General features: G+C 69.2%; 10 protein-coding genes. 8 read left to right on the top strand and 2 right to left on the bottom strand.

Going from position 1 to position 12,598, the window contains the following annotated elements:
* The first annotated feature begins 51 nt into the window (after window positions 1-51).
* From MRBLWO12_RS02230 to paaI, 5 genes are read left to right on the top strand one after another with little or no spacing between them, the layout of a single operon-like run.
* The gene (locus MRBLWO12_RS02230) at window positions 52-1,242 is read left to right on the top strand and encodes a thiolase family protein (protein ID WP_363552267.1); all 1,191 of its coding nucleotides are present in this window, start codon (window positions 52-54) and stop codon (window positions 1,240-1,242) included.
* The gene (locus MRBLWO12_RS02225; RefSeq protein WP_363552265.1) at window positions 1,235-1,996 is read left to right on the top strand and encodes an enoyl-CoA hydratase/isomerase family protein; all 762 of its coding nucleotides are present in this window, start codon (window positions 1,235-1,237) and stop codon (window positions 1,994-1,996) included. The genes MRBLWO12_RS02230 and MRBLWO12_RS02225 overlap by 8 nt, the downstream gene beginning before the upstream one ends.
* Entirely contained in the window at window positions 1,993-2,850 is an 858-nt protein-coding gene (locus MRBLWO12_RS02220; RefSeq protein ID WP_363552263.1) for a 3-hydroxyacyl-CoA dehydrogenase family protein, read from the top strand. The genes MRBLWO12_RS02225 and MRBLWO12_RS02220 overlap by 4 nt, the downstream gene beginning before the upstream one ends.
* A complete protein-coding gene (gene paaZ / locus MRBLWO12_RS02215) occupies window positions 2,847-4,940 on the top strand; it encodes a phenylacetic acid degradation bifunctional protein PaaZ (RefSeq protein WP_363552261.1) in 2,094 nt (697 codons plus the stop codon). Before MRBLWO12_RS02220 ends, paaZ begins: the two co-directional genes overlap by 4 nt.
* An 11-nt stretch (window positions 4,941-4,951) precedes the next feature.
* The gene (paaI, locus tag MRBLWO12_RS02210) at window positions 4,952-5,335 is read left to right on the top strand and encodes a hydroxyphenylacetyl-CoA thioesterase PaaI (protein ID WP_363552259.1); all 384 of its coding nucleotides are present in this window, start codon (window positions 4,952-4,954) and stop codon (window positions 5,333-5,335) included.
* A gap of 73 nt (window positions 5,336-5,408) precedes the next feature.
* On the opposite strand, the gene MRBLWO12_RS02205 is transcribed toward paaI, so the two are convergent.
* Window positions 5,409-6,818, bottom strand: coding sequence for an aldehyde dehydrogenase family protein (locus MRBLWO12_RS02205; protein ID WP_363552257.1), 1,410 nt, complete (start codon window positions 6,816-6,818; stop codon window positions 5,409-5,411).
* Between the two features lie 225 nt (window positions 6,819-7,043).
* On the opposite strand from MRBLWO12_RS02205, the gene MRBLWO12_RS02200 reads away from it, so the two are divergent.
* From MRBLWO12_RS02200 to MRBLWO12_RS02190, 3 genes are all read left to right on the top strand, one after another.
* The gene (locus MRBLWO12_RS02200) at window positions 7,044-8,342 is read left to right on the top strand and encodes an AMP-binding protein (protein WP_363552255.1); all 1,299 of its coding nucleotides are present in this window, start codon (window positions 7,044-7,046) and stop codon (window positions 8,340-8,342) included.
* Window positions 8,343-8,482: 140 nt separating this feature from the next.
* Entirely contained in the window at window positions 8,483-9,589 is a 1,107-nt protein-coding gene (locus MRBLWO12_RS02195) for a DNA adenine methylase (protein WP_363552253.1), read from the top strand.
* Window positions 9,589-10,437, top strand: coding sequence for a hypothetical protein (locus MRBLWO12_RS02190; RefSeq protein WP_363552251.1), 849 nt, complete (start codon window positions 9,589-9,591; stop codon window positions 10,435-10,437). Before MRBLWO12_RS02195 ends, MRBLWO12_RS02190 begins: the two co-directional genes overlap by 1 nt.
* 19 nt (window positions 10,438-10,456) lie before the next feature.
* Here MRBLWO12_RS02190 and MRBLWO12_RS02185 read toward each other — a convergent pair whose 3' ends face one another.
* The gene (locus tag MRBLWO12_RS02185; RefSeq protein ID WP_363552249.1) at window positions 10,457-12,595 is read right to left on the bottom strand and encodes a RecQ family ATP-dependent DNA helicase; all 2,139 of its coding nucleotides are present in this window, start codon (window positions 12,593-12,595) and stop codon (window positions 10,457-10,459) included.
* Window positions 12,596-12,598 lie beyond the last annotated feature (3 nt).

Here is a 12,598-nt window from a genome sequence, read left to right as displayed (position 1 = left end):
GAACGATCGGTCTGCAAAGACCCGCCGATGTGGGCGGACGAGAGGATGACGATGTCCGAGGCTTACCTCGTCGCCGGCACACGCACCCCGGTGGGGCGCTACGGCGGCGCACTGGCCGGTGTCCGGCCCGATGATCTCGCCGCGCTCGTCGTGGCCGACGCCGTCGCCAGAGCGGGAATCCCCGGTGACGCGGTGGACGAGGTGATCCTCGGTGCCGCCAACCAGGCCGGCGAGGACAACCGCAACGTCGCCCGCATGGCCTTGCTGCTCGCCGGTCTCCCCGACTCCGTGCCCGGCCTCACCGTCAACCGCCTCTGTGCCTCCGGGATGTCGGCGATCGCGCTGGCCGCCACCGCGGTGCGCGCGGGCGACGCAGATCTGCTCGTCGCCGGCGGCGTCGAGTCGATGACCAGGGCGCCCTGGGTGCAGGCGAAACCGGAGCGCGCCTGGGCCAAGCCCGGGGCCACGTTCGACACCTCGATCGGGTGGCGCTTCGCGAACCCGCGACTGACCGCCCGCGACAAGGCCACCTTCTCGATGCCGGAGACCGCGGAGGAGGTCGCCCGTCTCGACGGGATCACCCGCGAGGATGCCGACGCCTTCGCGCTGGAGAGCCACCGCCGAGCACTCTCCGCGATCGATGCCGGACGTTTCGCGGAGGAGATCGTGGCGGTGGAGACGGCTCGTGGCCGGGTCGACACCGACGAGGGACCGCGGCGCGAGACCTCTCTCGACGCGCTCGCGGGCCTGCGTCCCGTGGTCGCCGGCGGCCAGGTGGTGACCGCGGGGAACTCCAGTTCCCTCAACGACGGCGCATCGGCGGTCGTCGTCGCCAGCGCGGAGGCCGTCGAGCGCCACGGGCTTCGCCCCCTCGCCCGGATCGTCTCGGCCGCGACCGCCGCCCTCGCCCCCGAGATCATGGGGCTGGGCCCTGTACCTGCATCCGAGAAGGCCCTCGCCAAGAGCGGGCTGACGATCGGCGACATCGGCGCGGTCGAGCTGAACGAGGCATTCGCGTCGCAGTCGCTGGCCAGCATCCGCCGCCTCGGCCTGGATCCCGCCATCGTGAACGCCGACGGCGGGGCGATCGCGCTCGGCCACCCGCTCGGCTCGAGCGGCTCGCGCCTGATCGTGACGCTGCTCGGACGCCTCGCCCGCGAGAACGCGCGCTACGGCCTCGCGACCATGTGCGTCGGCGTCGGCCAGGGTACGGCGATGATCGTGGAGCGGCTCGATGCCTGACGCCCGGGGAATCGAGAAACAGGCCGTGCGCGTCGAGGAACAGTACGACCGCGTGATCGCGACGCTCGACCGCCCCGAGGTGCGCAACGCGATCGACCAGGCGATGGTGGACGAGCTGCACGCGCTGTGCGAGATGCTCGAACAGTCCCCGCGCATCCTGATCCTCACCGGAGCCGGGGGCGTGTTCGCCTCGGGCGCCGATATCGCGCAGCTGCGCGACCGTACCGCCGCCGATGCCCGCAAGAGCATCAACGCGACCGTGTTCGATCGCGTCCGACGCCTTCCGATGCCGGTGATCGCCGCGGTCGACGGATACGCCCTGGGTGGGGGCGCCGAACTGGCATACGCCGCCGACATCCGCATCGGCTCCGACCGCGTGCGCTTCGGCAATCCGGAGACGGGGCTGGGCATCATCGCGGCGGCCGGTGCGACCTGGCGTCTGCCTGAGATCGTCGGCCATGCCCGCGCGAGCGAGCTGCTGCTGACCGGTCGGGTGATCGACGCCGCAGAGGCGCAGCGCTGGGGACTGATCTCCTCCGTACACGGCGCCGACGATCTGCTCCCCGCCGCGCACGCCCTGGCCGACCGCATCGCGGCGAATGGAGCCCGCGCCACGGAGCTCACCAAACACATGCTGCTCACGCCGCCCGACGAACATCTCGGGATCGTGGGCGACGTGCAGGCTGAGCTGTTCGACAGCGCAGAGAAGCACGAGAGGATGACCGCGTTCCTGGAGAGGAAGAAGAACCGATGAGCCTTCCGCAGAACGTCGGAGTGCTGGGCGGGGGTCGTATGGGCGCCGGGATCGCTCACGCGTTCCTGCTCGCCGGCGCGCGGGTGCACGTCGTGGAGCGCGATGAGGATTCGGCGGATGCCGCGCGCCAGCGCATCGAGGCGAGCCTCGAACGTTCAGTCGCCCGCGGCGCTGAAGCCCTCTCGCTCGACGAACTCGCCTCCGCGCTCACGGTCGGGACCTCGGTGGGCGACTTCGCCCAGGCGGGCCTGGTGGTCGAGGCCGTGCCGGAGGATCGCGAACTCAAGGCGGAGGCGTTGTCACGCATCGAGGCGGTCGTCGCGGGCGACGCCGTGCTCGCCACGAACACCTCCTCGATCTCGATCACCGATCTCGCCGGCGGCCTCGCCTTCCCCGAGCGCTTCCTCGGCATGCATTTCTTCAACCCGGTGCCCTCATCGACGCTGATCGAGGTCGTGATCGGCGCGCAGACCCTGTCCTCCCTCGTCGACACGCTGCGCGGCTGGGTGGCCGAGCTCGGCAAGACCGCGGTCGTCGTGCGCGACTCCCCCGGCTTCGCCTCCAGCCGCCTCGGCGTGATGCTCGCGCTGGAGGCGATCCGGATGCTCGAGGAAGGCGTCGCCTCGGCCGCAGACATCGACGCGGCCATGGAGCTCGGGTACCGGCATCCGACCGGCCCGCTGCGCACCACCGACATCGTCGGGCTCGACGTACGGCTCGGCATCGCGGAGGAGTTGGAGCGCGCCTTCGGCGAGCGCTTCGCTCCGCCCGCACTGCTGCGCCGCATGGTGGACGACGGACAGCTGGGCCGCAAGAGCGGCCGAGGTTTCTACGACTGGAGTGACGAGAGATGACTGCTGCGATCCTGCCCAGCTATGTCGGCGATGCCTGGTGGGCGCCCGAGACAGACCCGGATGCCGCGGTCGTCCGCGATGCGTCGACCGGCGAGGCTGTAGCCGCCGTCAGCACCCGTGGTCTCGATGTCGAGGCGGTGCTGCAGCACGCGCGCACGGTCGGACAGCAGAGCCTCGGCGCGCTGACGTTCCACCAGCGCGCCGTGCTGCTCAAGCAGTTCGCGATCGAGCTCACGTCGCACAAGGAAGAGCTGTACGAGCTGTCGGCGCGCTCCGGATCGACCAGACGCGACTCGCTCAACGACATCGACGGCGGCATCGGGGTGCTGTTCACCTACTCCTCGAAGGGCCGGCGGGAGATGCCGAACTCCCAGGTGTACCTCGACGGCGCGATCGAGCCGCTGTCGAAGGACGGCTCGTTCCTCGGCCGCCACATCTACACGCGTCTGCCCGGCGCCGCGGTGCAGATCAACGCGTTCAACTTCCCGATGTGGGGGGCGCTGGAGAAGTTCGCTCCGGCCTTCCTCGCCGGTGTGCCGTCGATCGTGAAGCCCGCGACGCCCACGGCGTACGTGGCCGAGGCCTGGGTGCGCATCCTGGTCGACTCCGGACTGCTGCCCGCCGGTTCTCTGCAGCTGATCAGCGGCGGTGTGCACGATCTGCTGGGCCGGCTCGGCCTCGGCGACACGGTCGGCTTCACCGGCAGCGCGACCACGGCCGCGCGGCTGCGCGGCCAGGTCGACCCTGCTGTGCGGTTCACGAGCGAGACCGACTCGATCAACGCCTCGGTGCTCGCGCCTGATGCCGTCGCCGGCACCCCCGAGTTCGACGCCTACGTGCGTCAGCTGATGGTCGAGCTCACGACCAAGGCCGGCCAGAAGTGCACGGCGATCCGTCGCGCGATCGTGCCGGCGGGGTCCCGCGACGACCTGGTCTCCGCGCTGCGGGCGAGCATCGCCTCGCGCGTCGTGATCGGCGACCCTCGCGCCGAAGGCGTCACGCTCGGGCCGCTGGTCTCGGTCGCTCAGCGCGATGAGGTGCTGCACCAGGTCGGCGTGCTGCAGGATGCCGGCGGCACCCTGCTGATCGGTTCGACGGAGCGCCCCGAGGTCACGCGGGCCGACGGCACCGTGGGCACCGCAGACGACGGCGCCTTCCTCTCTCCTCTCGTGATCGGCTTCGACGGCGTCGCCCCCGATGCGGCGCATGAGGTGGAGGCGTTCGGACCGGTCACGAGCGTGCTCACGTACTCCTCGCTCGCCGAAGCGGCCGAGCTGGTCGGACGCGGCGGCGGGTCGCTCGTGACCAGTGTCGCGACGCACGATCCCCAGACCGCCGCCGAGCTGATCACCCGCATCGGCGCGTTCAACGGCCGCGTGCTGTTCCTCGACCGCGACGACGCCCGCAGCTCGACCGGCCATGGCGCCCCGGTGCCGCACCTGGTGCACGGCGGCCCCGGCCGCGCGGGCGGCGGCGAGGAGCTGGGCGGAATCCGGGCCGTGCTGCACTACATGCAGCGCACCGCTGTGCAGGGCTCCCCGCGCATGCTGACCGCGATCACCGGGGTGTGGCACGCGGGAGCAGCTGCGGATGCAACGGGCACGCACCCGTTCCGCAAGTCGCTCGCGGAGCTGCGGATCGGCGACCGCGTCGACTCCGCCGAGCGCGAGGTCACCCTCGACGACATCGAGACCTTCGCGCACTTCACCGGCGACACGTTCTACGCCCACATGGACGAGGCCGCAGCGGCCGCCAACCCGCTCTTCCCCGGTCGGGTGGCACACGGCTACCTGCTGGTGTCATGGGCGGCAGGGCTCTTCGTCGATCCGGCTCCCGGCCCCGTGCTCGCCAACTCCGGCCTCGAGAACCTGCGCTTCATCACCCCGGTGTCGCCGGGCGACCGCATCCGGGTGGCGCTGACGGCGAAGCAGATCACGCCGCGCGAGACCGACGAGTACGGCGAGGTGCGGTGGGATGCCGTGATCCGCAACGAGCGCGATGAGGTGGTGGCCGAGTACGACGTGCTCACCCTCGTCGCCAAGGAGCTCGCATCCGCGGATGCCCCGCTGTCGACCGACGCGGCGGCCTGACCATGCGCCCGATGATGCAGCGGGACCGCGCCTCTGCGCTGCTCGGCATGACCGTCGAGAAGGACGAGCCCGGCGAGGCCGTCGTCTCGATGGAGGTGCGCGACGACATGCTCAACGGCCACGCCATCACGCACGGCGGCTTGGTGTTCACGCTCGCCGACACGGCCTTCGCGATCGCCTGCAACGAAGACGAACGGGTCACGGTCGCCGCCGGCGCCGACATCGTGTTCGTGAAGTCGACGACCGCGGGACAGCGCCTGACCGCGCACGCCCGCCGCCGCACGGTCGTCGGCCGCACCGGGGTCTACGACATCACGGTCACGGATGACGCGGGCGACGTGGTCGCCGAGGTGCGCGGCCGCTCGCTCACGACGGACCGTCGCCCCGCGGAGTGATCCTGTGCGGATCGCGCGGGTGCAGCGAGAGGGTGGAGGGAGTGATCCCTCCGCCCTCTCGCGCCTCCGCTCCTCAGCGCTGGATGACCTTCGGCGCCGACACCGCCTTCAGCCCTGCGACTCCGAACTCCTGCCCGTAGCCCGACGCCTTGATGCCGCCGAACGGCACGTGCGGGTTGATCGCGCCGTGCTGGTTGATCCACACGGTGCCGGCCTGCACCCGCCGGGCGACCTCGGTCGCGGTGTCGACGTCCTGGGACCACACCGATCCGCCGAGCCCCTGCGTGGAGGCGTTGGCCCGACGCACGGCATCGTCGACGTCCGAGTAGCGGATGACCGGGATGACCGGGCCGAACTGCTCCTCGTCGACCAGGCGCGCACCGTCGGAGATGTCGGCGACCACCGTGGTCTGATAGAACAGCGGACCGTGCTCGGGGGCCGCGGCGCCACCCGCGACGATGCGTGCGCCGTTCGCCCTGGCGTCGTCGACGAGTGCGCTGACGATGTCGAACTGCTTCTCGTTCTGCAGCGGTCCCAGCACATTGCCCTCGTCGAGGCCGTTGCCGAGCGGCATGGTGCGCGCCAGCCGGGCGAGCGTGTCGACGACCTGCTCGTACTGCGACTCGTGCACGTAGAGGCGCTTGAGCGCGGCACAGGTCTGGCCGGTGTTGATGAAGATGCCCCAGAACAGGTTCTCGGCGATGGCGTCGATGTCGGTGCCGGGCAGGATGATCCCCGCGTCGTTGCCACCGAGTTCGAGCGTGAGCCGCGCGAGGCTCCCGGCCGAGGCCTCGACGATGCGGCGGCCGGTGGCCGTCGAGCCGGTGAACATGATCTTGTCGAGATCGGGATGCGCCGCGATGGCCGCTCCGACCTCGCGATCGCCCGATATCACGGCGAGCACACCCTCCGGCAGGTGCCGGTTGTAGATCTCGGCGAGCGCGAGCACCGACAGCGGCGTGTACTCGCTGGGCTTCACCACCACGGTGTTGCCCATCCGCAGCGAGGGGGCGATCTGCCAGACGGTGATCATCATGGGCCAGTTCCAGGGCCCGATCGCGCCGACCACGCCCAGAGGGTCGTAGTGCACCTCGGCACGGGACTCCCCCGCCTCGAACACGACCTCCGGTTCGATCGGGGTGTCGGCGGCCGTGCGGGTCCAGAGTGCGCACGCGCCCACCTCGAAGCGGGCGTTGGGTCCGTTCAGCGGCTTCCCCTGCTCCCGCGACAGCAGCACCGCGAGTTCCTCGCTGTTCGCCTCGATGTCGTCCGCGATCGCGTTCAGGATGCGGCTGCGCTCCGCATGACCGAGCGCCGCCCAGGCCGGCTGCGCCGCACGCGCAGCCGCGACCGCGTCGTCCAGGTCGGCGACCGTGTGGACCGGCGCGTAGCCGATGGTCTCTCTCGTGGCGGCATCCGGGATCGCGCGGCCCACGCTCTCGGGCACGCCGACGGCTTCCAGGATCGTCGTTGTCGTGGTCACAGCATCCTCCTCATTCCGCGGACCGCTCTGTCCGGTTGTTCGGAGCCTAGGAGCGCCGTCGGCGATGCGTACAGAGCGCCGGCGTCGGAATCAGGCCATCGTGCGCGTGGCGCACAGGCTCGTACGCACGCCGCGGACCGGGGCCGCTGAGGGATTGATGAGATGACGATGAACGGTCCTGTGCCCGCACCGCCGCGGGCCGGGAGAAGTGATGAAGGAGTCACGATGACGACGATCGAACTGCTGACCGGTGCCGGCGAATCCGTGCTGCACTCGCGTCCGGAACTCGAAGAGCTCCAGCTCCGCCGCCTGCAGTGGACCGTGCGCCACGCGTACGAGAACGTGCCGCACTACCACCGTCGCTTCACGGAGCACGGCGTCACCCCCGACGACATCCGCACGCTCAACGATATCCGCCTGTTGCCCTTCACGACCAAGGCGGATCTGCGCGAGACGTATCCGTTCGGCATGGTCGCGGTTCCGATGGAGGATGTGCGGCGCGTGCACGCGTCATCGGGCACCACCGGACGACCGACCGTCGTGGCCTACACGCAGGGGGACCTCGACCGCTGGGCCGACCTCGTCGCCCGTTCGCTCCACGCCGCCGGCATCCGTCCGGGCATGCGCGTGCACAACGCCTACGGCTACGGCCTGTTCACGGGAGGTCTCGGCGCGCACGCGGGGATCGAACGGCTCGGCGCGACCGTGATCCCGATGTCGGGCGGACAGACCGCGCGCCAGGTGCAGATGATCTGCGACTTCGAGCCGGATGCGATCCTGTGCACCCCGAGCTATCTGCTGACGATCGCCGATGCCCTGGAGGAGGCGGGCGTGGACCCGCGCTCGACCTCGCTGCGCATCGCGGTGCTCGGCGCAGAACCCTGGACGAACGAGATGCGCCGCGAGATCGAGCGACGGATGGACCTCGACGCGGTCGACATCTACGGGCTCAGCGAGGTGATGGGGCCGGGTGTGGCGAGCGAGAGCGTGCTCACCACGGACGGCCCGCACGTGTGGGAGGACCACTTCCTCCCGGAGACGATCGACGCCGACTCGGGTGATCCCGTGGGCGACGGCGAACTCGGGGAGCTCGTCTTCACCTCGCTCACGAAGGAGGCGTTCCCCGTGATCCGCTACCGCACACGCGACCTCACCCGCCTTCTCCCCGGTACGACCTTCCCGGCCGCGCGGCGGATCGAGAAGATCACGGGGCGCAACGATGACATGATCATCCTCCGCGGAGTGAACCTGTTCCCGACGCAGATCGAGGAGCTCGTGATGGGGATCGAGACGCTGACGCCTCACTTCGTGCTGGAGCTGCGCCGCGAGGGCCGGATGGACTCGATGACCGTGCGCATCGAACGGCATCCGCAGCTCGACCGCTCCGTGTGCGAGGCTGCGGCCGCCGTGCTGCAGCAGCGCATCAAGGTGCACATCGGCACGACCGTCGACGTGCACCTGGAGGAACCGGGAGCCCTGCCGCGCAGCGAGGGCAAGTACAAGCGCGTCTACGACCTGCGCTGAGGTCCCGGAGTACCTCAGCCGCGCAGAGCGATCGTGCGGACGCAGGCGGTGAGGGAACCGTGCGACACCGGAAAGCCGATGTGGTTCGATGACGAGCGCGCCGCCACTCGAGTGTCCGAGGGGGCTGGCAAACTGTACCCATGCCGACCCGTACAGTCTCCACCGCCTTTGCTCTGACGGACTCAGGCCGGCGGCCGACCAGGCGAAACGCGACGACGGCAGACGTTCTTGCTCGCGCCCAGCAGTACCCACGCATGCGATACATGGGATCGAAGTGGGCTTTGCTGCCCCATCTCGAGAGAACGTTTGCCGCAGTGGGTGGCGCAACCGCGGTCGATGCTTTCTCCGGGTCCGGTGTTGTGAGCTATCTCCTTAAGGCACAGGGCTTCAGCACTACTTCCAACGACTTCATGGCGTTTTCTTCGACGGTGGCGCGTGCGACGACGGAGAACTCACAGCAGCGACTCGGCCTCGACCTCGTCGACAAGATCTGTGGCCCCGCAGCGGATGATCGAGACTTCATTCAGCGAACCTTTTCGGGCATCTTCTTCAATCGCGAGGACCTGAATTTCCTCGACTCGGCCTGGTCACACATCGATCTGCTCGATGGGTACCAAAGGGATATCGCGATCTCCGCGCTGATTCTCTCCGCGGCGCGCAAGCAGCCCAGAGGGGTTTTCTCATACGTCGGCACTCGCTATGTGGATGGACGGCGCGATCTTCAGCTCTCAATGGCCGAGCACTTTCGCGAACGAGTCGCCGAGTACAACGCCACGGTCTTCGACATGGGTACCTCGAACCGCGCAGTGACCGGAGACGTGTTCGAGCTCGATGTCCAAACTCCGGACATCGCGTACCTCGATCCGCCATACGCCCCGCCGCGTGACGACACGGACTACATGAAGCGATACCACTTCCTCGAAGGACTCAGCGTCTATTGGCGTGGAGTGGAGATCATGGCCCACACCAAGACGCAGAAGATCGCAAAGAGGTTTACCCCATTCGCCTACAAGAGAACCGTCGAGGATGCGCTCATGCGCACCTTCGAGAAATTCTCCGACGCGGGTGCAATAGTCATGAGCTACGGTTCCAACGCGCTGCCCGGACCTGAGCGCATCACCGAACTCCTGCGCGAGGTCAAGCCGCATGTCGAGGTGCAAGCAATCGATCACAAGTATTCCTTCGGCACGCACGCTGCTGCTACCAGGCGGTCAGCGTCCGAGTACATCTTCGTCGGACGTGACTGATGCCGGCCCCCGTCCCGTCGTTCGAGGAGTACGTGCTTTCTCTCGGCCAGTTGACGCCGCACGTAGATCCAACGGCGGTAACCGCCGAGTCTGCGGCCATAAAGCTTGCTTCACGCTCCTTGAGCGAGATTCCAGCCGATGAGCTGAGTGCCGAAGCAATCACCGCATGGATTGAGGCGCACCCGACGTGGGTGCCCGTTCTTGGCCTGACGGTAGGGCTCAGCAGGGAGCGACTGAAGAACGTTCTACGCAACCGCTTCGACTCCAGCGGTTGGACAACTCTCGCACGCACCCGTGGCCCTGAGCTCGTCGACTGGTTCGACACGGAGTTCGACCTGATTGCGGCCCTAGAGACTCAGCGGTTGAAGACCTACGACTTCGGGGACATCCTTATCGCTCGCGCGGGCACACGCGCTACTGCTACCCGGGCGGGCGTGTCCGGGCGGAAGGTTGAAGACGAGATTGAGGCGATCGCCGAGAGTCTAGGGTTGCCGTACCAAACGCGAACCCGGTTCACGGGTCGAAACGGCTCGACCGCGCCGTGCGATCTCGTCGTCCCGGACACGACCGACGCCAAGATTGTTGTGGCAGCAAAAGGCTTCGACTCGACCGGCTCGAAGTTGACCGACGCAGTGCGCGAGATTCAGGAGATGGCCGCGATCCGAAAGCCGAACCAATTCGTCATGGCCGTGATCGATGGAATCGGATGGAAGTCACGAATCGCCGACCTTCGTCGCATCCACGATCTCTGGGCCGCCGACGAGATCGATGGCATGTATACCTTGGCGACGCTCGGCTCGTTCCGTAGCAATATGAAGGAAGCTGCGCAGCTGCGCGGTCTGCTCTGACCTGCGGCGGTGCTGCCCTTCAGCCGCGCAGAGCGAGGGTGAAGGGCAGCACCTCGGTCGCGCCCGCCCGACGGAGCGTGCGTGCCGCGACCGTCACGGTCCACCGGCTGTCGACCAGGTCGTCGATGAGCAGCACGGGTCCCGGAGGAACGTCGAGGTGCTCTGCACTCAGTCGATCCCAGAGGCCCGCGAGTCGGAACACGCTGTTGCCGCCGGGCTGACCGCTCGGGCCGCCACCCGTGGGTTCGAGCGCGCCGAGGTACGGCAGCCGCCCTACCTCGGCGAGACCGCGGGCGAGCGAGTCCACGAGCTGCGGATGCGATCGCGACGGCATCGCGATCACGGCCACAGGGCGCTGTTCCCACTTCCACCCGGCGAGCACGCGGACGCAGGCGGCGAGCAGTTGCGGCGACACCGGGGCATCCGGAGTGCCCGCCGCGAAGATCTCGCGCAGCGCGCCTCCCCAACCGAGGTCCGTGAGGCGGGCGAGCGCTCTGCCCTCGCCCGCCTGCTCGTCGGGCGCGATACGACCACGCACCGGCACGTCGAGGCGATCGGCACCGGTCGGCCAGGCCCGACGCGGCTCGATCGGCACACCGACCCGGTCGAGCGACTCCGACGCCTGGGTGGTCGCCGCCGCACCGATCTCGCGGGGGAACCATCCGCCGGCGCAGTTGTCGCAGCGACCGCACGGCGCCGCGGTCTCGTCGTCGAGTGAGCGTTGCAGGAACTCCATCCGGCACCCCTCGGTCTGCTCGTAGTCGAGCATGTGCTGCTGCTCGGCGACGCGCTCGGCCGCGATGCGCTCGTAGCGCTCGGCGTCGTAGACCCAGGGCTCGCCCGTGGCGACCCACCCGCCCTGCACCCTTCGCACGGCGCCGTCGACGTCGAGCACCTTCAGCAGCAACTCGAGCGGTGTGCGCCGGATGTCGACCATGGCTTCGAGCGCCGGTGTCGAGATCGGGGCGTCGCCGAGCGCGGCGATGACTCGCTCGGCACGCTCCCGGTCTGGCATCGACGCGGTCGCGAAGTAGTGCCAGATGTCGCGATCCTCCACGCCGGGGAGGAGCAGCACGTCGGCGCTCTCGCTGGCACGGCCGGCGCGTCCGACCTGCTGGTAGTAGGCGACGGGAGACGACGGTGCGCCCAGGTGCAGCACGAACCCGAGATCGGGCTTGTCGAACCCCATGCCGAGGGCGCTGGTCGCGACGAGCGCCTTGACCTCGTTGCGCTTCAGCATCCCCTCGGACTCGGCGCGCTCGTCGGTGTCGGTCTGCCCCGTGTAGGCACGGACATCGTGGCCGTGCTCGCGGAGCAACCTCGCGGTGTCGACGGCGGCAGCGACGGTCAGCGTGTAGATGATGCCGGAGCCGGGCAGGTCGTCGAGATGACTGAGCAACCAGGCGAGCCGACTCGCCGAGTCGCGCAGCCGCAGCACACCCAGACGCAGCGAGGTACGGGCGAGCGGGCCGCGGATCGTGAGCACCTCGGCCGCTCCTGCCCCGCCGCCACCGTGCAGGCTGTCCAGTTGCTCCGCGACATCGGCCACGACGCGGCTGTTCGCGGTCGCCGTCGTCGCGAGCACCGGCACATCGGCCGGCATCTGCGCGATCAGGTCGCGCAGCCGCCGGTAGTCGGGACGGAAGTCGTGGCCCCAGTCGCTGATGCAGTGCGCCTCGTCGACGACCAGCATGCCGATGCGGCGGACGAGCGCCGGCAGCTGTTCCTCACGGAAGGACGGGTTGTTCAGGCGCTCGGGAGAGACCAGCAGCACGTCGACCTCGTCGCGATCGAGGCGCGCCAGCACATCGCTCCAGTCATGGGCGTTCGTGGAGTTGATCGCGACCGCGCGTACGCCGGCGCGTTCGGCCGCCGAGATCTGGTCGCGCATGAGCGCCAGCAGCGGCGAGACCAGCACGGTAGGCCCAGCCCCCTGGCGCCGCAGCAGCAGGGTGGCGACGAAGTACACCGCCGACTTGCCCCATCCGGTGCGCTGCACCACGAGCGCCCGGCGCCTCCCGGCGACCAGCGCCTCGATCGCCTCGTACTGCCCGTCATGGAAATCGGCATCGGGACGACCGACGAGTTCGCGCAGCGCGGCGAGTGCGGCTCCTCGGGTGTCGCCCTCGCGGGTGTCGGACGGAGCAGTGGAGGCCATGCC

The sequence above is a fragment of the Microbacterium sp. LWO12-1.2 genome, assembly GCF_040675875.1.
Taxonomy (GTDB): Bacteria; Actinomycetota; Actinomycetes; order Actinomycetales; family Microbacteriaceae; genus Microbacterium.
This window is presented reverse-complemented; position numbering and strand designations above follow the sequence as displayed.

Coding starts and splice junctions, on each gene's coding strand:
- MRBLWO12_RS02230 (WP_363552267.1), top strand. CDS start 52: ATGTCCGAGGCTTACCTCGTCGCCGGCACACGCACCCCGGTGGGGCGC.
- MRBLWO12_RS02225 (WP_363552265.1), top strand. CDS start 1,235: ATGCCTGACGCCCGGGGAATCGAGAAACAGGCCGTGCGCGTCGAGGAA.
- MRBLWO12_RS02220 (WP_363552263.1), top strand. CDS start 1,993: ATGAGCCTTCCGCAGAACGTCGGAGTGCTGGGCGGGGGTCGTATGGGC.
- paaZ (WP_363552261.1), top strand. CDS start 2,847: ATGACTGCTGCGATCCTGCCCAGCTATGTCGGCGATGCCTGGTGGGCG.
- paaI (WP_363552259.1), top strand. CDS start 4,952: ATGATGCAGCGGGACCGCGCCTCTGCGCTGCTCGGCATGACCGTCGAG.
- MRBLWO12_RS02200 (WP_363552255.1), top strand. CDS start 7,044: ATGACGACGATCGAACTGCTGACCGGTGCCGGCGAATCCGTGCTGCAC.
- MRBLWO12_RS02195 (WP_363552253.1), top strand. CDS start 8,483: ATGCCGACCCGTACAGTCTCCACCGCCTTTGCTCTGACGGACTCAGGC.
- MRBLWO12_RS02190 (WP_363552251.1), top strand. CDS start 9,589: ATGCCGGCCCCCGTCCCGTCGTTCGAGGAGTACGTGCTTTCTCTCGGC.
- MRBLWO12_RS02185 (WP_363552249.1), bottom strand. CDS start 12,595: ATGGCCTCCACTGCTCCGTCCGACACCCGCGAGGGCGACACCCGAGGA.